This is a genomic window from Pseudoalteromonas sp. RB2-MNA-CIBAN-0110 (assembly GCF_040309305.1).
Taxonomy (GTDB): Bacteria; Pseudomonadota; Gammaproteobacteria; order Enterobacterales; family Alteromonadaceae; genus Pseudoalteromonas; species Pseudoalteromonas arctica.
This window is the reverse complement of the sequence record NZ_JBEOOQ010000033.1, coordinates 1-17,013: the sequence shown is the minus strand read 5'-3', so window position 1 is coordinate 17,013 and position 17,013 is coordinate 1. Positions and strand designations below refer to the sequence as shown.

At 39.4% G+C, this 17,013-nt stretch carries 13 protein-coding genes, 1 tRNA gene and 1 pseudogene; 10 read left to right on the top strand and 5 right to left on the bottom strand.

Annotated features, from left to right (window positions below; translation table 11 throughout):
• The first annotated feature begins 13 nt into the window (after positions 1–13).
• The 9 genes from AAEY68_RS15290 to AAEY68_RS15250 all read left to right on the top strand — a co-directional run bounded on the left by AAEY68_RS15290 (position 14) and on the right by AAEY68_RS15250 (position 9,981).
• Positions 14–1,177 carry a mandelate racemase/muconate lactonizing enzyme family protein gene (locus AAEY68_RS15290; RefSeq protein ID WP_055255562.1) on the top strand — a complete coding sequence of 388 codons (1,164 nt, stop codon included), beginning with the start codon at positions 14–16 and terminating at the stop codon, positions 1,175–1,177.
• Positions 1,178–1,194: 17 nt separating this feature from the next.
• A complete protein-coding gene (locus tag AAEY68_RS15285; protein WP_024594145.1) occupies positions 1,195–2,070 on the top strand; it encodes an SMP-30/gluconolactonase/LRE family protein in 876 nt (291 codons plus the stop codon).
• Positions 2,071–2,271: 201 nt separating this feature from the next.
• A complete protein-coding gene (locus AAEY68_RS15280; protein ID WP_024594146.1) occupies positions 2,272–3,843 on the top strand; it encodes a sugar porter family MFS transporter in 1,572 nt (523 codons plus the stop codon).
• An 11-nt stretch (positions 3,844–3,854) separates the two neighbouring features.
• Positions 3,855–4,634 carry an SDR family NAD(P)-dependent oxidoreductase gene (locus AAEY68_RS15275; protein WP_024594147.1) on the top strand — a complete coding sequence of 260 codons (780 nt, stop codon included), beginning with the start codon at positions 3,855–3,857 and terminating at the stop codon, positions 4,632–4,634.
• A 1-nt stretch (position 4,635) separates the two neighbouring features.
• Positions 4,636–5,619, top strand: a complete 984-nt coding sequence (locus tag AAEY68_RS15270; RefSeq protein WP_024594148.1) for an aldose epimerase family protein — start codon at positions 4,636–4,638, stop codon at positions 5,617–5,619.
• A gap of 123 nt (positions 5,620–5,742) precedes the next feature.
• On the top strand, positions 5,743–7,170 hold the full coding sequence (locus tag AAEY68_RS15265) for an NAD-dependent succinate-semialdehyde dehydrogenase (RefSeq protein WP_024594149.1): 1,428 nt from the start codon (positions 5,743–5,745) through the stop codon (positions 7,168–7,170).
• A 10-nt stretch (positions 7,171–7,180) separates the two neighbouring features.
• Positions 7,181–8,344: a mandelate racemase/muconate lactonizing enzyme family protein gene (locus AAEY68_RS15260; protein ID WP_024594150.1), complete on the top strand. Its 1,164-nt coding sequence runs from the start codon at positions 7,181–7,183 to the stop codon at positions 8,342–8,344.
• Positions 8,345–8,362: 18 nt separating this feature from the next.
• Positions 8,363–9,370 carry a 2-dehydro-3-deoxygalactonokinase gene (locus AAEY68_RS15255; protein WP_024594151.1) on the top strand — a complete coding sequence of 336 codons (1,008 nt, stop codon included), beginning with the start codon at positions 8,363–8,365 and terminating at the stop codon, positions 9,368–9,370.
• Complete coding sequence (locus tag AAEY68_RS15250) at positions 9,361–9,981, top strand: 2-dehydro-3-deoxy-6-phosphogalactonate aldolase (protein WP_024594152.1); 621 nt, start codon at positions 9,361–9,363, stop codon at positions 9,979–9,981. Before AAEY68_RS15255 ends, AAEY68_RS15250 begins: the two co-directional genes overlap by 10 nt.
• 101 nt (positions 9,982–10,082) lie before the next feature.
• On the opposite strand, the gene AAEY68_RS15245 is transcribed toward AAEY68_RS15250, so the two are convergent.
• The 3 genes from AAEY68_RS15245 to AAEY68_RS15235 form a co-directional block, all read right to left on the bottom strand.
• Positions 10,083–10,817 carry a FadR/GntR family transcriptional regulator gene (locus AAEY68_RS15245; RefSeq protein ID WP_024594153.1) on the bottom strand — a complete coding sequence of 245 codons (735 nt, stop codon included), beginning with the start codon at positions 10,815–10,817 and terminating at the stop codon, positions 10,083–10,085.
• Between the two features lie 68 nt (positions 10,818–10,885).
• Positions 10,886–11,623 (bottom strand): FadR/GntR family transcriptional regulator, encoded by a 738-nt coding sequence (locus tag AAEY68_RS15240; protein ID WP_024594154.1) that lies wholly within the window; start codon positions 11,621–11,623, stop codon positions 10,886–10,888.
• Between the two features lie 172 nt (positions 11,624–11,795).
• Positions 11,796–14,627: a TonB-dependent receptor gene (locus AAEY68_RS15235; protein ID WP_024594155.1), complete on the bottom strand. Its 2,832-nt coding sequence runs from the start codon at positions 14,625–14,627 to the stop codon at positions 11,796–11,798.
• Positions 14,628–14,815: 188 nt separating this feature from the next.
• Between AAEY68_RS15235 and AAEY68_RS15230 the strand changes: the two genes are divergently transcribed.
• A complete protein-coding gene (locus AAEY68_RS15230; RefSeq protein ID WP_024594156.1) occupies positions 14,816–15,577 on the top strand; it encodes a 2-keto-4-pentenoate hydratase in 762 nt (253 codons plus the stop codon).
• A gap of 148 nt (positions 15,578–15,725) precedes the next feature.
• Here AAEY68_RS15230 and AAEY68_RS15225 read toward each other — a convergent pair.
• Together AAEY68_RS15225 and AAEY68_RS15220 are read right to left on the bottom strand one after the other, a co-directional pair.
• Positions 15,726–16,260 (bottom strand): annotated as a pseudogene (locus AAEY68_RS15225) (IS256 family transposase); the annotation flags it as partial.
• 581 nt (positions 16,261–16,841) lie between these two features.
• Positions 16,842–16,918: transfer RNA gene (locus AAEY68_RS15220), tRNA-Val, on the bottom strand.
• Positions 16,919–17,013: the final 95 nt, after the last annotated feature.

Below are 17,013 nucleotides of genomic sequence, written 5' to 3'. Positions count from 1 at the left end.
ATAGGTAATAATAATGAAAATAGAATCTGTTGAAGCGCTTTTAGGCTGCGTAGGGAAACGTAATCAGCTATTAGTAAAAGTAGTAACCGAATGTGGCATAGTTGGCTGGGGCGAATCGGGCTTATCAAATCGAGAGCAAGCAGTTATTGGCGCGATACATCACTTTGCTGGATTTTTGAAAGGACAAGATCCACGTAAAATTGGCCGTATTTGGCAAGAGCTTTACCGCAGCCATTATTTTGAAGGGGGCCGTGTAATTACGGCTGCTATTTCAGCCATTGATATTGCTCTTTATGATATTTTAGGTAAGTCACTACAAGTGCCTGTTTATCAGTTATTAGGGGGCAAACAACGCGAGCACATAGCGTGCTTTGCGTGTTGTTATACAGAGGCCGATCCTGATAAATTTGACGATTTAGTTAAAGAAGCAAAAGCACTTATTGCGCTAGGTTGGACAACAATAAGAGTGATACCGAGTCGTTTTGACGACCCTGTGTTTTTTGAACCACAAGAATCTATAACGCGCACAGCTCGTTGTTTAAATGAGCTGCGTAAAGTACTTGGGCCTGATATTACACTCGGTATTGATTACCACCACAGATTAAGCGTGGCTGAGGCTGCTTCGTTTTGCCAACGTTTAAAGCCCGATACACTCGATTTTATTGAAGAACCGATTCGTCATGAATCTCCTGATGCGTATAAAACGCTGCGTACTTTAACGCATATTCCTTTTGCGATTGGTGAAGAGTTTAGTTCTAAATGGGCAGCTAAGCCTTATATAGAGCAGGGGCTTACTCAATATTTACGTGTAGATGTGTGTAACATTGGTGGCTTAACAGAAGCAATGAAAGTGGCTGGTTGGGCTGAGGCACATTATATCGATGTTATGCCACATAACCCGCTTGGCCCTGTGTGTACAGCGGCAACAAATCACTTTGCTGCAGCGCTGCCAAATTTAGGTTTAATGGAAACACACCAAGGTCCGTTTAGTGAGTTTGGCGCCCATGATCCACTTCTTTTTCCTAAGCAGCATGTATTAACAGGCAATAAGTTTACTATCCCTGAAGTACCTGGTTTAGGTGTTGAAGTGAACGAAGCCGCGTTTAGATTGGCAACCCCTGTAGAAACCGAAGCACCGCATTTATCAAAGCGTGATGGTTCACATACTAACTGGTAACTAGTTTAGAGAATTAAATGAATACACTTACAGCGACTGTTTTTGACAGCACACTAAATTTTGTAGGCGAGGGGCCTTTGTGGCACCCGATCACACAAACGCTTTATTGGGTTGATTTTCCAAACCATATTTTGCACAGCAAAAAAGGCGACCATAAAGTTGAGCAACGCTTAGATGATATGGTTACCGCTCTGGCTTGGGTAAACAATGAAACCTTATTACTAGCAAGTGATAAAGGCCTAAATACCTATAATACCAGCACGCATAAGCAAACTTTTTTGTGCAGCGTTGAAGCAGATAAACCTGACAACCGCAGTAACGATGGGCGTGCCGATCCGTGGGGTGGGTTTTGGATAAGCACAATGCACGGCGATGCTCACGAAAACGAAGGGGCAATATATCGTTTTCACAACGGCGTACTTACTCAAGTTGTTAGTGATTTAACCATACCCAATGGTATTTGTTTTGATAAGTCGCGTGCTAGAGCTTATTACGCAGATTCAAAAACGCAAAAAATTTACCGATTTGACGTCGACTCACTTACGGGTACGCCAATAGGAGAAAGTGTGTTGTTTTTTGACTATTCGAGCTCAGCTGTATCACCTGATGGCGCTGTAATTGATAGCGAAGGCAACATGTGGATTGCACTTTGGGATGGCGCACGTGTAGATTGCATATCGCCCGAAGCTAAGGTAATTCAAAGCTTAGCGACTCAAACACCTCGCCCTACATGCCCAGCGTTTGGCGACGATGGTACAACACTTTACGTAACGTCAGCACAATGTGGCCTAGAAGATACCCCATTTAATGCTATACCTCACGGCGCTACGCTTGCATTTAAAAATGCGGTAAAAGGTGTATTTGAGCCTTGCGTTAAAATAGACGGCTTTTAATTTTACGTATTCACTTTAAATATTAATTTTGTGTTTTTTCCTCTTACATTAATTAGATGTGAGAGGAAAAACACATTGCACACATAAACATCATATGTTTATATTGTTTTTACTAATTCTATCAATGTTATTCTTTTATATGTTGTAGAGCACTCATTACCAACACAGTAAAAGTATAAAAATAAAACTAAGGGTAATACATTGAAAGACACACACACACAATCAACAAAAGCAATTAAGTACTCCCTCATTGCAGCATTTGGCGGATTTGTATTTGGCCTAGACGCGGCCAATATATCGGGGGCGTTACGCTATGTTAGTTCGCAGTTTGAGCTAACCAGTTTACAAACAGGTAATGTAGTGGGTTGCGCCATTGTTGGCGTAATCATCGCACTATTTTTTACAGGTACTTTATGCCAAAAATTTGGTCGTAAAAAGGTACTTATTGGCATTGCTTTAACATATTCACTCTCTACGGTTATTTCTGCTTTTGCGGTAAGTTACCCCATGCTGGTTGTTGGACGCTTTATAGGAGGGGTCGCATTTGCCTCTATAACTGTCTCAGCTATGTATATTGGTGAAATTGCACCCGCTAATAAACGCGGCCAATTTGTATCAGTTAATCAGTTGCTTATAACGTTAGGTAGTTTATTTGCGTTTGTTGTTAATTACTTTTTTGTTAAAAACATGGGCTCAATTGAATGGTTAAATGAAGCCAATATTTGGCGTTATATGCTTGGCTTTGAAATTGTGCCTAATATTATTTGGTTTTCGTTATTAATGACGATTCCTGAATCGCCGCGCTGGTTAATGAGCAAAAAACGTGATGAAGAAGCACGCGCTGTATTCAAAGGTATGGGGATCAATAACGCCGATACCGAAGTAGTACTTAATGATATTAAAGCAACCATTCAAGAAGATTCAAAAAACAGTGCACTAGAGCAACTTAAAGTATTGTTTAGTAAGCCTATGCGTTTTGTTGTGCTACTTGCTGTATGTTACGCGGTAGTGCAGGGCGCAACCGGCATGAACGCCGTATTGTTTTATGCACCTACCGTGTTTGAACAAATAGGTATGAGCGTCGAAAACTCTTTTTTACAAACAATAGTACTTGGTGCGGTATCTGTATTATTTACATTGGTCGCCATATTCTTTGTTGAAAAACTTGGCAGAAGAACATTAACTATTACCGGTTTACTGCTTATTGCTGTTGCGCATGTATCAATTTGGTATGGTTTTGAAAATGCCACGTACTCACTCAACAGTGAAGCAATAACCAAAGTTGCAGAGCAAAAAGTAGATATTACAAAGCTGCACGTTTTCGAAAATAAAATATACAGCACTGATGTTGCGCTAAAAGCAGATCTAGCCACTATTTACAGTAAAAAAGAGCTACCAGTTGTTACCGGTGCAATTATTAATGCTTCTATAAATATTAGTCCTGCGTATGTTTTATTTGGATTATTCGCATTTTTAGCCGCCTTTAATATGTCGATAGGGCCAATAATGTGGGTGATATTCTCGGAGATATTTTCAAGCCGAGTACGCAGTGTTGCGCTACCCTTTGCCGCCTTAGTACAGAGTATTTCTAGCTGGAGTATTCAGCAGTTTTTCCCTTGGCAATTAGAGAACATGGGCGCAGCAAATACGTTTTTATATTACGGAGGCGTCGCTATTGTAGGCTGCATTGTTATGGCATTCATACTTCCCGAAACTAAGGGCAAGTCTATTGAGGCCATTGAACGCGATTTGGTCCCTGGGCTCAATAAATAAGGAATATAACTATGTCATCACGATTATTAAACGAAGTTGCTATTGTCACTGGCGCAGCCGATGGAATTGGAAAAACAGTAGCACGCGTATTTTGTGAGCAAGGCGCTAAAGTGTGTGTTGCTGATATAAATAAAGAAATGGGTGAAAGTGTTGTAGCAGAGCTAAAAAGCAAAGGGTTTGATGCTATTTTTGCTCATACCGATATTAGCGACGAAACGGCTATAAAAAACATGGTTGAAAAAGTAGTTAATGAGCTCGGCAAGCCCAGTATTTTAGTTAATAACGCGGCTTTAATTAGCCCCGGGCGAAACGTAGATGACGTTACGCCACAAATGTGGCGTGATAGCTTTGCGGTTAATGTTGAAGGTATGTGGCAGTGTGCTGTAGCCGTACTTGAGCATATGAAAGAGTTAGGCCGTGGCAGTATTATAAATGTAGGTTCTGTACATTCTTATAAAATTGTACCGGGGTATTTTCCGTATGCGGTAACTAAACATGCGGTTATAGGGTTAACTAAAAACTTAGCCGTTGAATACGCAAAGCACAACATACGAGTAAACGCATTGTGCCCAGGCATGATAGAAACACCTATGGCGTTTAAGTCGTGGGAGCAAACAGACGATCCGCAAGCTTCACGCAAAGCAATGGGCGATGTACATCCTCTAAAACGAAATGGAACAACTGAAGAAATTGCTTACCCAGCCGTGTTTTTAGCCAGTTCAGATTCGAGTTTTATGACAGGGCAAAGCTTAATCATTGATGGTGGCCGTTCTGTAATTTATCACGATTAAAGTGCTTAACTTAACACACTGTAAGGCTCATGGTTTTGAGGCTATTTTGCTAAAAAATAGTGAGCTTGCTATTACAGTTATTCCTCAGTTGGGTGCAAAAGTCATCTCTATTGTAAGCTTAAAACACAATAGAGAGTGGCTTGCTCACGATAAACAAATCACTTTAAAACCTGCAAAAAATAATGACTTTTCTGAGCATGATAGCGGTGGTTGGGATGAATGTTTTCCGGGTATTTCTCCTCAGCTGTACGAACATATCCCCAATAAAACACATTTTTCACATGATCATGGTGAGTTGTGGTGCCAAGCATGGCAAATAACTAATACCCATATTAGCGATGAAGAGATAATACTTAGCTTACAAGCTGAGGTTTTTGACTCTACTTTTACATTTATAAGAACGTTTACCTTAAAAAAACACAGTAAGCGGCTGCTTGTTGATTACCACGTAAAAAATAACACAACTCACAATCTCCCTTTTGTTTGGTCAGCGCATCCTATTTTTGCCATAAAACCAGAGATGCGTATTTTAATAAATAACAAACATATGGAGTTTAAAGTTGATGAAGGGCTAAGTCATTTTTATAACGTTAATAGTGCCTTTATTAACTGGAGTGAGTGCTCAACTAAAGTCCCGCCGCTAAATAAAGTTATGCCCTATAACAGTGGTTTTGCAAGTAAGGTTTTTAGCAAACACTTAAATACGGGCACTCATAAAGATCAAAGTATAATTGTAAAACTGGTTGATGATAAAGCTCAGCAAAGCTGCGGGTTTGAATTTTCATCAACAAACATAAGTCACTTAGGGCTTTGGTTTAATTACAACGGTTGGTCTGCCAATGAGCAGCTACCCCCTTTTGTACTTGGGATAGAACCTTGTATAGGCAATAGCGATTCTTTACACAAAGCCATGGCGAGTGAAGAGGAGGGCTTAATTAAAGGCAATGCTCATAAATCTTGGCATATGAGTTTTTTTGTTAACTAAATGTATTTTGTGTTTGCTCAATCAAACATCATATGTTTAAATAGTTATTATGTATTAAGGCCTGTGTGTCTTACTTTAGTCATTTAGCCCTTAGGGTGTTGTAGATAATAATGGAGCGACAGAATGCTTTCTAAACAACTGTATATTGGTGGAAAATTAATAACGAGTGACGCAACGACCGAAATTATTAATCCTGCAACACTCGAAGTTGTAGGCGAAATTTCGGCTGCAGGTATTAATGAAGCAAACATGGCCTTAGAGTCTGCGCAAGAAGCATTTTCAAGTTGGTCAACAACGCCTGCAACAGAGCGTGCTCAATGGATGCTTAAACTGCGTGATGCAGTAATTGCAAACGAGCAACACTTACGTGAATGCGTACATTTAGAAATGGCTAAACCATGGCAGTCAACCGCTGACGACTTTCAAATGTTAGTTGATAGCCTTAATTTTTACGCTGATGCCATTGTTAATATCGCCGATGAAGAATTAAAAGATAATGAAGGTACACACAGCCACGTTCTTTCGCGTGAGCCTGTTGGTGTAGCGGCTGCATTTTTAGCATGGAATTTTCCATTATTAAATTTGGCTTATAAATTAGGGCCAGCAATGGCTGCGGGTTGTCCGCTTGTAGTAAAACCGTCAAGCAAAACGCCTTTGTCTGCTTATGCTGTAGGCGAATTATGTGAAAAAATCGGCTTGCCAGCAGGTGTGGTTAACATACTTTCGGGCACAGATAGCACCGTAGGCGATGCTATTTCAGCGTCAACTATTCCCTCTGTACTTACTTTAATTGGTTCTACTAATGTGGGTAAGCATGTAATTGCAACAGGTGCTACGTCAATCAAGCGTTATTCAATGGAGCTTGGTGGTAATGCACCTGCCATTGTATGTAGCGATGCAAATTTAGATAACGCAGCCGATGTGATTTGTGGCGTTAAGTTTGCCAACGCAGGGCAAATTTGTGTTACCCCAAATCGTGTATTTGTACACGAAAGCGTTGCTGATGAATTTATTGAAAAAGTACTTACTCGTGCAAAAGCAGTAAAAGTTGGTTTTGATAAAAACGAGGCCATTGATATGGGCCCTGTTATGGATGCTAGCTCATGGCAACGTATTGATGAACTAGTTAAAGATGCACAGCAAAAAGGCGCACAATTGCAATTAGGTGGTAAAAAACCTACAGGCGTTAATGGGTATTTTTACGAACCAACCGTACTTACAAATGTAGATTCGAGCATGAATCTATACAAAGACGAAATATTTGGCCCTGTTATTAGTATTATTACGTTTAGTGATAACGAACAGGTACTTAGCGATGCAAATGACACGGACGCTGGTTTAAGTTCATTTATTTTTAGTAGTAACGAAGAGACTATTTCTTACTTTGCAAAACATTTACGCTTTGGCGAAGTACAAGTAAACGGCATTAAATACAGCATTAATTTACCTCATTTTGGTATTAAGCAATCGGGCGTGGGTGTTGATTGTTCGTTGTTAGCTTTAGATGACTACCTTGCATATAAACGTGTTTCTCGCGCGTTAAAGGTTTAAGGAACAGACTATGAAAATCACACAAATTATTAGCCACGTTTTACAGTACGACCTAGAAGAAGAACTTGGTTATTCGCAGCAGTATTACGCTAAACGTACCGCACATTTAGTTGAAGTTCGTACGGATATCGGTATTACAGGTTGGGGCGAATGTTTTGGCGGTGGCGGCGTTGCGTTTGCCAATAAAACAATTGTTGAGCATGTAATTCAGCCTATGATTTTGGGCATGGACCCACTCGACAGAGAAGTGATTTGGCATAAAGTTTATAACTTACTGCGCGATCATGGCCAAAAAGGCATGCCTATTCAGTCTTTATCTGGTGTAGATATTGCTCTGTGGGACATTGCAGGTAAATTTTTAGATCAACCCGTTTATAAGTTACTAGGGGGGGCTTTTAGAGACCGCATTCCGGCTTATGGTTACGGCATGATGCTACAAAAATTTCCAAACCTGGAAGAGCGCTTTACCGAAGAAAGCCAACGCATTAAAGAAATGGGCTTTACGGCCATGAAAATGAAAATAGGCCTTTCGCCAGACCGCGATATAAAGCTTGTTGAAGCTGTACGTAAAGGTATTGGCCGCGATATGCGCCTAATGGTTGACGCTAACCATGCATATACAGCGCGCGAAGCTATTCCGCTAGGTCGAGAGCTGCAAAATTTAGGCGTGTACTGGTTTGAAGAACCGGTTGCACCAGAGGATCATCAAGGCTATCGCGATTTATGTGAAGCACTTGATATGAGCATTGCCGGTGGCGAAGCCGAATTTACCCGCTGGGGCTTTAGAGACTTAATTAAAAACCGCTGCGTTGATTTACTCCAGCCAGAAGTGTGTGCGCTCGGTGGTATTACCGAATATCAAAAAGTATTAGCTATGGCACACGCGCATTTTGTGCCTGTTATAAACCATGTGTGGGGTTCGGCTATTGCGGTAGGTACTAATCTACATTTATTAGCTGCGTTACCTGATTTACCAGGTGCTGCACACCCAGTACAACCTATGCTTGAGTACGATACAACGCCAAACTTATTTAGAGAGCAGTTATTGCAAGAGTCTCTAAATATTAACGAGCAAGTTAAAAATAACAACGGAACAGTTGCGCTACCACAAGGTCCAGGCCTTGGTATTGAGCCCGACCTTGATTTTATTAAACATTACGAAGTATCAATTTAATAAATAAGGGCAAGGCTTATGAGCGATAACAAAAGCAACTTACCAGCATTAATTGTGGTTGATTGGGGAAGCTCTAACTTTAGAGCTTTTTTAGTCGATGGCAAAGGCAGCATTTTAGATACTGTTAATGGTGAACAGGGCGTACTTTGTATTAAAAATGACTGTTTAGAAACCGTATTACTTAGTTATATATCAGGCTGGTTATCAAAGCATAAAATGCCGATTATTATGGCGGGTATGGTAGGCGGTGCTATAGGTTGGCAAGATACAGGCTATGTAAATGCGCCAGCTAATCTCGGTAGTATGAGCGTAAACCTTTGTAAAGCAAATAATAAAGCAGGCTTACAAATTAGTATTGTGCCGGGTGTTAAATACGTTATGGAAAATAATGTATGCGATGTAATGCGCGGTGAAGAAGTACAAGTATTTGGCGCTGTATTAGATGTAGAGCAAACAGCGGGTGAGCTAAGTAATCAAACATTGAGTGAGACTATGTTTTGCCTACCCGGTACTCACTCTAAGTGGGTTCAAGTTGCAAAAGATACTGACCAAAAAACGGTTATTACAAGTCTTAGTACGTTCATGACCGGCGAAATGTTTGATTTATTGACTAAACAAAGCATTTTAGGTGAAGGGCTAGAGTCACTAGATAAAACACCAACAGATATGCCAAGTTTTTTAAAAGGCGTTGGTGTTAGTCAAGTTCAGAGCAGTTTATTAAGTGCATTATTTAGTGCGCGTACTTTAAAGCTAGATAAACAATTAACGCTGCAAAACGTACCTAGTTACTTATCTGGTTTACTTATTGGCGCTGAGCTTGCGGGTATTAAAAGTAAGCTAAACGACATTAAGCATGTTTATTTAATTGGTAACTCAAGTTTAAACACTCTCTATTGTGAAGCATTAAAAGAACTCGGCTTCACTTCTTCTATTTTAAACAGTGCTACGGCATCTACTAAAGGCATGTTTACACTAGCTGTACAGGCCGGTCTTTTAACTAAAAAGGAAACTCAATTATGTCATTAATTACGTTAACTCATGCTATGAAGCAACTACCACTGATTGCTATTTTACGCGGTATTACACCAAATGAAGTGCTTGATTATGCAAAAGTACTTATTGATATTGGTTACCGCGTTATTGAGGTGCCACTTAATTCTCCTGAGGCATTAAAAAGTATTAAGTTATTAAGTGATAAATACGCAGATATAGCCATTATTGGCGCGGGCACGGTTGTTACTAAAGACGAAGTTGATCAGGTAATTGAAGCGGGTGGGCGTATTATTATATCGCCGCATAGCGATGTAGAGGTGATCCGTTATAGTAAATTAAAAGGATTATACAGCGTACCAGGATTTTATACACCCACTGAAGGTTTTGCTGCACTGCATGCTGGTGCCGACGCGCTTAAGTTATTTCCAGCAGATACAGCTGGCCCAAAAGGCTTAAAAGCAATTACAACAGTGCTTTCGGGTATTGATATTTACCCTGTGGGCGGTGTATCGCCTCAAAACCAGGATGAATTTGTTAATGCTGGGGCATCGGGTTTTGGTTTAGGAAGCGGCTTGTATAAATCAGGAATGGGTTTAGAAGAATTTACGACTAATGCTAAAAATTATGCTGAATATTATCTTTAATTAATTTTTAATTAAATTGCGATAAACGTTGTTGTGCTTGCATCGCTACTCATCATTCCTCTCACATTAAATGATGAGTTAGCGGTGCTATTTAAAATAAATTAAATATCCATTAACTTAGCTAAATTTGCTTTAGCATCAGCTAAAAGCTTTTCTGTAAGGGCTTGTGCTTTTTCGCTATTACCGGTGGCAATAGCATCAAATACTTCTCGGTGAAACGGAATAGAAGCATGATTACTTTGTGCACTTTGGTTTGTTACTTTAATACTCACAAGCAACGCTGAAAAAATAACGCATTCCATCGAAATAAATAGCTCATTATGAGAAGCGCGTAAAATAGCGCCATGAAAATGTGCATCAGCAATAACAAACTTATCTAAATCGCTTACCGAGCTTTGCATTTCATTTAATGCATCTTCAATGGCTTTAATATCTTCAGGCTCTGCGCGAAGCGCTGCAATACTGGCTGCTTTGGGCTCAAATGCTAAACGAAATTCCATTAATTGAGTTAAAAACTCAGGATTAAGTGGGGCGCTTAAATGCCACGCAAGAACATCATCGTCAAGCAACGCCCAGTTATCACGGGTTTTTACACGAGTGCCAATGCCTCTGCGTACATCTAAAAGCCCTTTACCAACAAGAATTTTTACTGCATCACGAACAACAACTCGACTTACTTGAAAACGTTCAGCTAAACGGTTTTCATCATCAATCAGTGTGCCAGGAGTATATGTGCCAGCAACAATTCTACGGCCTAATTCTTTAGCTACCTGTACCGGTAAGCTAGGTGACATGGCACTGCTGCGTCTTAGATCGTAGTATGTTAATTCGCTCATAGTATCTTAGTGTCCGTATTATTTATTTATACGTACTATTTATATGAATTTGCGACAATAAACAATGGCTATTTGTTATTTACTGTCGCAGAAAGACGAAAGCTGGCATCTTTAAGGAGTTTTTCGGTGAGAAATTCGGCTTTATCGCCATCTTTTGCAGCAATGGCTTCGTACACTTCACGATGAAACGGAATAGATGCACCGTTATCGCGCGGGTCTTTATTTGTTACTTTAATACTAACTAAAAGTGCAGAATAAATAACGCCTTCCATAGAAGCTAAAAAGCTATTTTGCGCTGCTTTTATAATGGCCTTATGAAATAAAGAATCAGCAATAATAAAATCTTCTACGCTGTTATCTGTTTTAGCCATGCGCTCGCATGCGGCTGCAATTTCAATTAAATCCTCAGGGCGCGCACGTTCAGCTGCCCAACGTGCTGCTTTTGGCTCAAAGGCTAGGCGCACGTCCATTAATTGCTCTAAAAATTTACGATTAGGTGGTGCTGATAAATGCCATGCTAATACGTCATCGTCTAGCATATTCCATCTATCACGAGGTAGTACACGCGTACCAATACCTCTGCGTACATCAAGTAGGCCTTTGCTTACTAAGATTTTTACCGCGTCGCGTACTACTACACGGCTTACTTGGTAGCGTTTAGCGAGTGCATCTTCATCATCAATTAAACTGCCGGCTTCAAATGATCCAGACACAATGCGTCTGCCAATTTCTTTAGCCACTTGAACAGAAAGGCTTGCTGCCATTCCTGATGTTTGTTTTAGGTCGTAATATATAAGTTCGCTCATATCTTTAATATAAACATATTATGTTTGGCTGGTCAATGTAATGTGCACAAAATAGGGGGAGTGGTAACTAATTTTAATCGTTGTTTATATGTTTAAAACTGACATAGTGGGAATATAATAAAGATCGCTGATGAGCGATCTTTATAGCAATTTGGGTTATTTCAATAAAGCGTTAAAACTTAGCGCGTATACCTATACGGTAACGCGGACCAGTATATTGGGTATTAATAACGCGCTCTTTTACATCGGCATATTGATAGGTACGTTCATCAGTTATATTTATTGCTTCGCCTGTTAGCGTAAAGTTATCGTTAACCGCATAAGACATACTAAAGTCGAGCTGACCATAAGCCGCAGTATGCTCTGGTAATCCACCACTGCGTATACCAGCTCGGCTACTTAAAAAGTCATCTCGCCAGTTGTAAGCTAAACGCGCTTGAAATGCATTTTTGTCGTAGTAGACAACAATGTTATAAGAGTTTTCGGCAAACCCCTCTAATTTATCACCTGGGTCGGTCACACCTGGAAGCTCTATTTTTTGTGTGTTTTTATTTGTAGTATCAGCCCATGTATAGTTTGCTTGCACACCTAAGCCATTTAAAAAGCTCGGTAAATAATCCATATTATGTTGTACAGCAAGTTCTACTCCAGTAATTGAGCCGCCTGATTGGTTTTGTTTAGTATTAATAGTTTCGTTTACATTGCCGTATCCATCAATACTTACTGATGAATCAACGTATTGCGACCCATCCCAAATATCAGGCGTATTATCTAGATAAGTTATTTGTGCAATTGTGCTAGATATATCCTTTTTGAAAAAGTTAACCGCGTAAGAATCGCCGCTATCACTATAATATTCAAAAGATAAATCGTATTGATTAGCTTTATAAGGTGCTAAATAAGGATTGCCACCTGTTTGAGAAAAGCTACCTGCTTGCATATCGGTATACGTTGTTTGTACGCCAATGTCGTCAATGGCAGGGCGCGACATAACTTTAGCCGCTGCGGCTCTTACCAATAAGTTATCACTTAAATTAATACTAAAATTAGCGCTAGGTAACCAGTTAGTGTAACTATTTTTGGCTTTAAGGCTTCCTGAGTCTGTGTAATCAACAACTAATAAAGGTTGGCCATTATCAAGCTCGCCCGTATAACCTAGGCGCCTTTTGCCGTAACCGCTTGAGCTTGTATCCGTTTTTACATAACGGACTCCCACATTACCGCGCCAATCGTAATCACCAATTAAGCCGCTGAGATTAAACTGCGAATAAGCACTTATTTTCTCTTCGGTGACGCTTGATGATGCGATTTCGTTATATTGCTCGTTTGGCCAATTTGGATTTTTGGTCATATCACGAATAGCGCTATGGTATTTATTTATATCAGCAAACAAAAAGTCACGCGGAAAATTACCTGGCTCACTACTTAAAAAATCTGAATAGGGACTTGCTGAAAATATGTCATCAGGCATATCTCTAAGTTCGCCACAAATATCGGCATTCGGTGCTACTAAACCACAGTTATCTTCATGGAATGTTTCAAAGCGATCCCTTACTTTTTCGCGATCTGAATACGCAATACCAAAATCGATTGAATCTAAGGTTAGGCTTTCAGCAAACTCTAAATCGAGTAGGTATTTCCCTTTTGTTTGCAGCTCTGTAATCGTGTCTTCTAATTCGTAATGTGAAACTTGATTCCAATGTGCTCTCACGCTTGTCGGCGAAGCATAATCAATGGTTGTGTCTAAATTAACGGTATCAGTGTTTCTAAAATCAAAATTTAAACTGTCGTTTCGCTCCGGTGAAATATAATTAGGAACTAATAAGTCGCTACGCGGCGTTGATTTTGATGTTGAATGGCTTATATCAAACTCAAGCGTTAATACATCAAATTCTTTTATAGAATTAAACCCAAATGCCTGTGTTTTTGATTTTGACTCCAGCTCTTGAAATAAACCATCAATTCTAAAATCTACATTTTCACCAGTTCCGCCCAGTGTTTTACCCGAAAACTTAGTGCCTGATAAAATAGTACCGTTGTCTGATACAACCACATTTCGCCAATTAGGATACTGTAAACCGGCTTGCAAACCTTGAGTTTGAGTTTCTACTGAGAGATCCGTATACATGTAATCAAAAGTATTGGTAAAGCTTGAATCTGGTGCCCACTGAAAACTGGTATTAATGCCTGTACGTTCGCGATGCTCTTGCCCTAATGCGTATTCAATTCGCCCAGCATGGCGAAGCATAGTTGGCGTAACCACATTGCCATCTAAATTATGAATGTCGCCTTCAATCACACCTGGCTCATTATTGAGTAATAACCAACGGGTAGTGCCCATTGAATCGTATCGGTTATCACTTTTTTGTTGTGAAAGGGCAATATTAAAACCAAATGTTTCATCAGCAAACGTATTGCTAAATAACGCAGAGTATTCAGGACTCGTCTCGCCAGAAAGTTCACTGTATTTGGCATTTATAGAGCCAAGTACATGTAATCCGGGGTTATCTAATGGGCGTGCAGTTTTAACGTTAACATAAGCACCAATGCTCCCTTCAGGTGTTTTAGCCGTAGGCGACTTAACGACATCAGCACCCGATATTAGCTCAGCTGCTAATACTTGAAAATCAAACGAGCGACCAATTTCAGAAGTAGCTAATGTGCGCCCGTTTAATGTAACAACGTTAAATTCTGGGCCAAAACCACGAACGGTTATTTTTGAGCCCTCACCATTTACACGGTTAATTGAAACACCAGGAACACGTTGTAAAGACTCAGCCACATTTTGATCGGGAAACTTACCAATATCCTCAGCAACAATACTATCTTGAACACTATCGCTGTAACGTTTTAGAGATGATGCGGCCTCGAGACTTGAACGAACACCCGTTACAACAATGACTTCAGTATCGTCTTTTACTTTATCGTTTGTAGCAGCTTGAGCAAATGAACAGCTTGAGAGAGCGGCTAAAACACCGAGTGCAATTTTTTTCTTTGAACGCATAGTGATCTCCATATATTTGTGTGTCGTGTCGTCAGGTAAAGTTCAACCTTTGAGAGTTTACTCACTTAACAAGAAGTAAATTCGCAAAAGAGTAACGTTCGACAAATCTAAACATCATATATTTAATTGTCAAGAACACTGTTATTATTACTATGCAAATAACTTTCAATAGCAAAAAAGGAACTACAGTGGATAACTCAATCTTGCTTGAACATATCGCTAAGCATTTACTAAATAAAAGAGAGCAAGGCATTGCGATACCAGACTTATCATCAGATATAACGCTTAATTCTATAGACGACGTTTTAGCAGTTCAGAAGTTGATGATTAAGCTAAATAACCAAAAAGTGTATGGTTGGAAATGTATGCTTCCATCAGGTGATGGCACGATTATCCTCGCGCCACTTTTGCATGCTCCGGTTAAATCTATGGGACGTTGTGCTCTTTTCACAAAAAATAATAAAGCGCTCATTGAGCCAGAAATTGCATTTGTGTTAAACAAAGACCTAGCAAGCTATGAAGAATATAAAAATGAGGATATAGATAATGCCATTGGTAGTGCCCATTTAGCGTTGGAGCTTATTCAAAACAGATTTCCAGAGGGTTATCAAGCAACACACTATGAAAAATTGGCCGATGGATTATCTAATCAAGGTGTATATTTAGGCTCTAAAGTAGACGTTAAAAAAGCATACGAGAGCAGTGATATAAATATTGATGTTAAACAGGGCGAAGATTTACAAAGCTATGCAGGGAAGCATCCGGCAGGTTTGCCGCAGCTTCCTTTATATTGGGCTATTAACTTTTTAACGGAAAATGGGTTTGAATTAAAAGCAGGACATATCTTTATTACCGGCTCTTATAACGGTCTAATGCAATTAGATATAAATAAAAAAACATCAATAAAGTACGAAGGTTTAGGAGAGATTACAGTCGAATTTTCATGTTGATACATTGAGGTTCTGTAGGTTAGCAAACGCTTTTAAATTACGTTGTACAGCTAACCTACACGTGTATTTTGATTTTACGGTAAAAGAAAAGTTAAATTATTTAAATATCCAGTACGCTGTCTAAACGCCCTTCAAAATAAATAGCTAGTTAGGATAAGCAGAGACTCTAATTATGAATTGGCATCGTCCTACATATTCTCTGACGCATTTAATATGCCTGCGTACAATAATTTCAGTAAGCTATTTTCATTAGGGAGTGCCCTTTGGTTTGGTTAATTTTCTGAACTGATGATGTACTGCTTCCACTGCATTGGTGGAATAGATAATCTTCCGGATGCGCTCTGGGTACTTAAAGTAATGGGGTAATTTATGCCATTTCCTATGCTAAGAATTAATGACTAATGGATAAGCATTTCCCCATTTAGCCTCTAACTCATCAAGTGCGAGTTGAGCTTATTCCTAACTGACTGCTTTATAGACAGGTTTCAAATCAGCCATAAATGCTTTTTGATTCTTAGACGCTACGTATTTCATTGAGTTACGGATTTGATGAATTACGCATAGCTGAGTTTCGGTTTCTGGGAAAATAGTCGCAATGGCCTCAGGAAAACCTGTTAACTCATCAACACAGGTAATAAAAATATCCTTAACACACGATTACTAAGATCAGTAAGCACTGAAAGCTAGTAATCAAGTGTTGACTTTGCCTCTGGCTGACAAAACATTATTGAGGTGATGTAATCTAGTGGATTAATTTGTTAGATTTCGTTTTTTGATGTTGTTGTCCAATTGATTTTTTCCAGCCATTAAGAATTCTTCTGTGCATAATATCCAGTAAGAAACTAAGGATATCTACAATTAATTAAATCAACTCTGTTAAGCGTGACTGCTTGGATTTTTACGTTTATAGAATAGGGGTCATAGGATATTTCATGAAATGACACGGAAAATATTAGGGTAGTGGTCACCTGATTTGAAATTTTTGGTTTGGAATTTGTGATTTGAGGTTTGTGAATTTGCAAGGGTAGGGGTCTAATTTTGAGGAAGATTAAAGAGCTAAAAAAGTGGTTTGGGCGCTTGGGCACAAGTTTGGGCACAAATCGATAAAAACTGGAATTTTTAGGATGATCTTTTGAGGCTTGGCTCTCGTTATTTTAAAATTTTGAATACAAAATAATAAAAAAACTAAGAATTTAATTTTCAACAAAAAATTAAACGAGTAGATTGAATAGGATTTTTAACTGTTTGAAATATAGAGTTTAATTGGTACGACCGAGTGGATTCGAACCACCGACCTCTACCATGTCAAGGTAGCGCTCTAACCAGCTGAGCTACGGTCGTACAATTTTTTTAGGATTTTTAAATGTTGGTACGACTGAGTGGATTCGAACCACCGACCCCTACCATGTCAAGGTAGTGCTCTAACCAACTGAGCT

Excerpts from the sequence above, each read along its gene's own strand:
- AAEY68_RS15265 (WP_024594149.1), top strand. The coding sequence starts at position 5,743 with ATGCTTTCTAAACAACTGTATATTGGTGGAAAATTAATAACGAGTGAC.
- AAEY68_RS15260 (WP_024594150.1), top strand. The coding sequence starts at position 7,181 with ATGAAAATCACACAAATTATTAGCCACGTTTTACAGTACGACCTAGAA.
- AAEY68_RS15240 (WP_024594154.1), bottom strand. The coding sequence starts at position 11,623 with ATGAGCGAACTTATATATTACGACCTAAAACAAACATCAGGAATGGCA.
- AAEY68_RS15255 (WP_024594151.1), top strand. The coding sequence starts at position 8,363 with ATGAGCGATAACAAAAGCAACTTACCAGCATTAATTGTGGTTGATTGG.
- AAEY68_RS15235 (WP_024594155.1), bottom strand. The coding sequence starts at position 14,627 with ATGCGTTCAAAGAAAAAAATTGCACTCGGTGTTTTAGCCGCTCTCTCA.
- AAEY68_RS15290 (WP_055255562.1), top strand. The coding sequence starts at position 14 with ATGAAAATAGAATCTGTTGAAGCGCTTTTAGGCTGCGTAGGGAAACGT.
- AAEY68_RS15285 (WP_024594145.1), top strand. The coding sequence starts at position 1,195 with ATGAATACACTTACAGCGACTGTTTTTGACAGCACACTAAATTTTGTA.
- AAEY68_RS15245 (WP_024594153.1), bottom strand. The coding sequence starts at position 10,817 with ATGAGCGAATTAACATACTACGATCTAAGACGCAGCAGTGCCATGTCA.
- AAEY68_RS15275 (WP_024594147.1), top strand. The coding sequence starts at position 3,855 with ATGTCATCACGATTATTAAACGAAGTTGCTATTGTCACTGGCGCAGCC.
- AAEY68_RS15250 (WP_024594152.1), top strand. The coding sequence starts at position 9,361 with ATGTCATTAATTACGTTAACTCATGCTATGAAGCAACTACCACTGATT.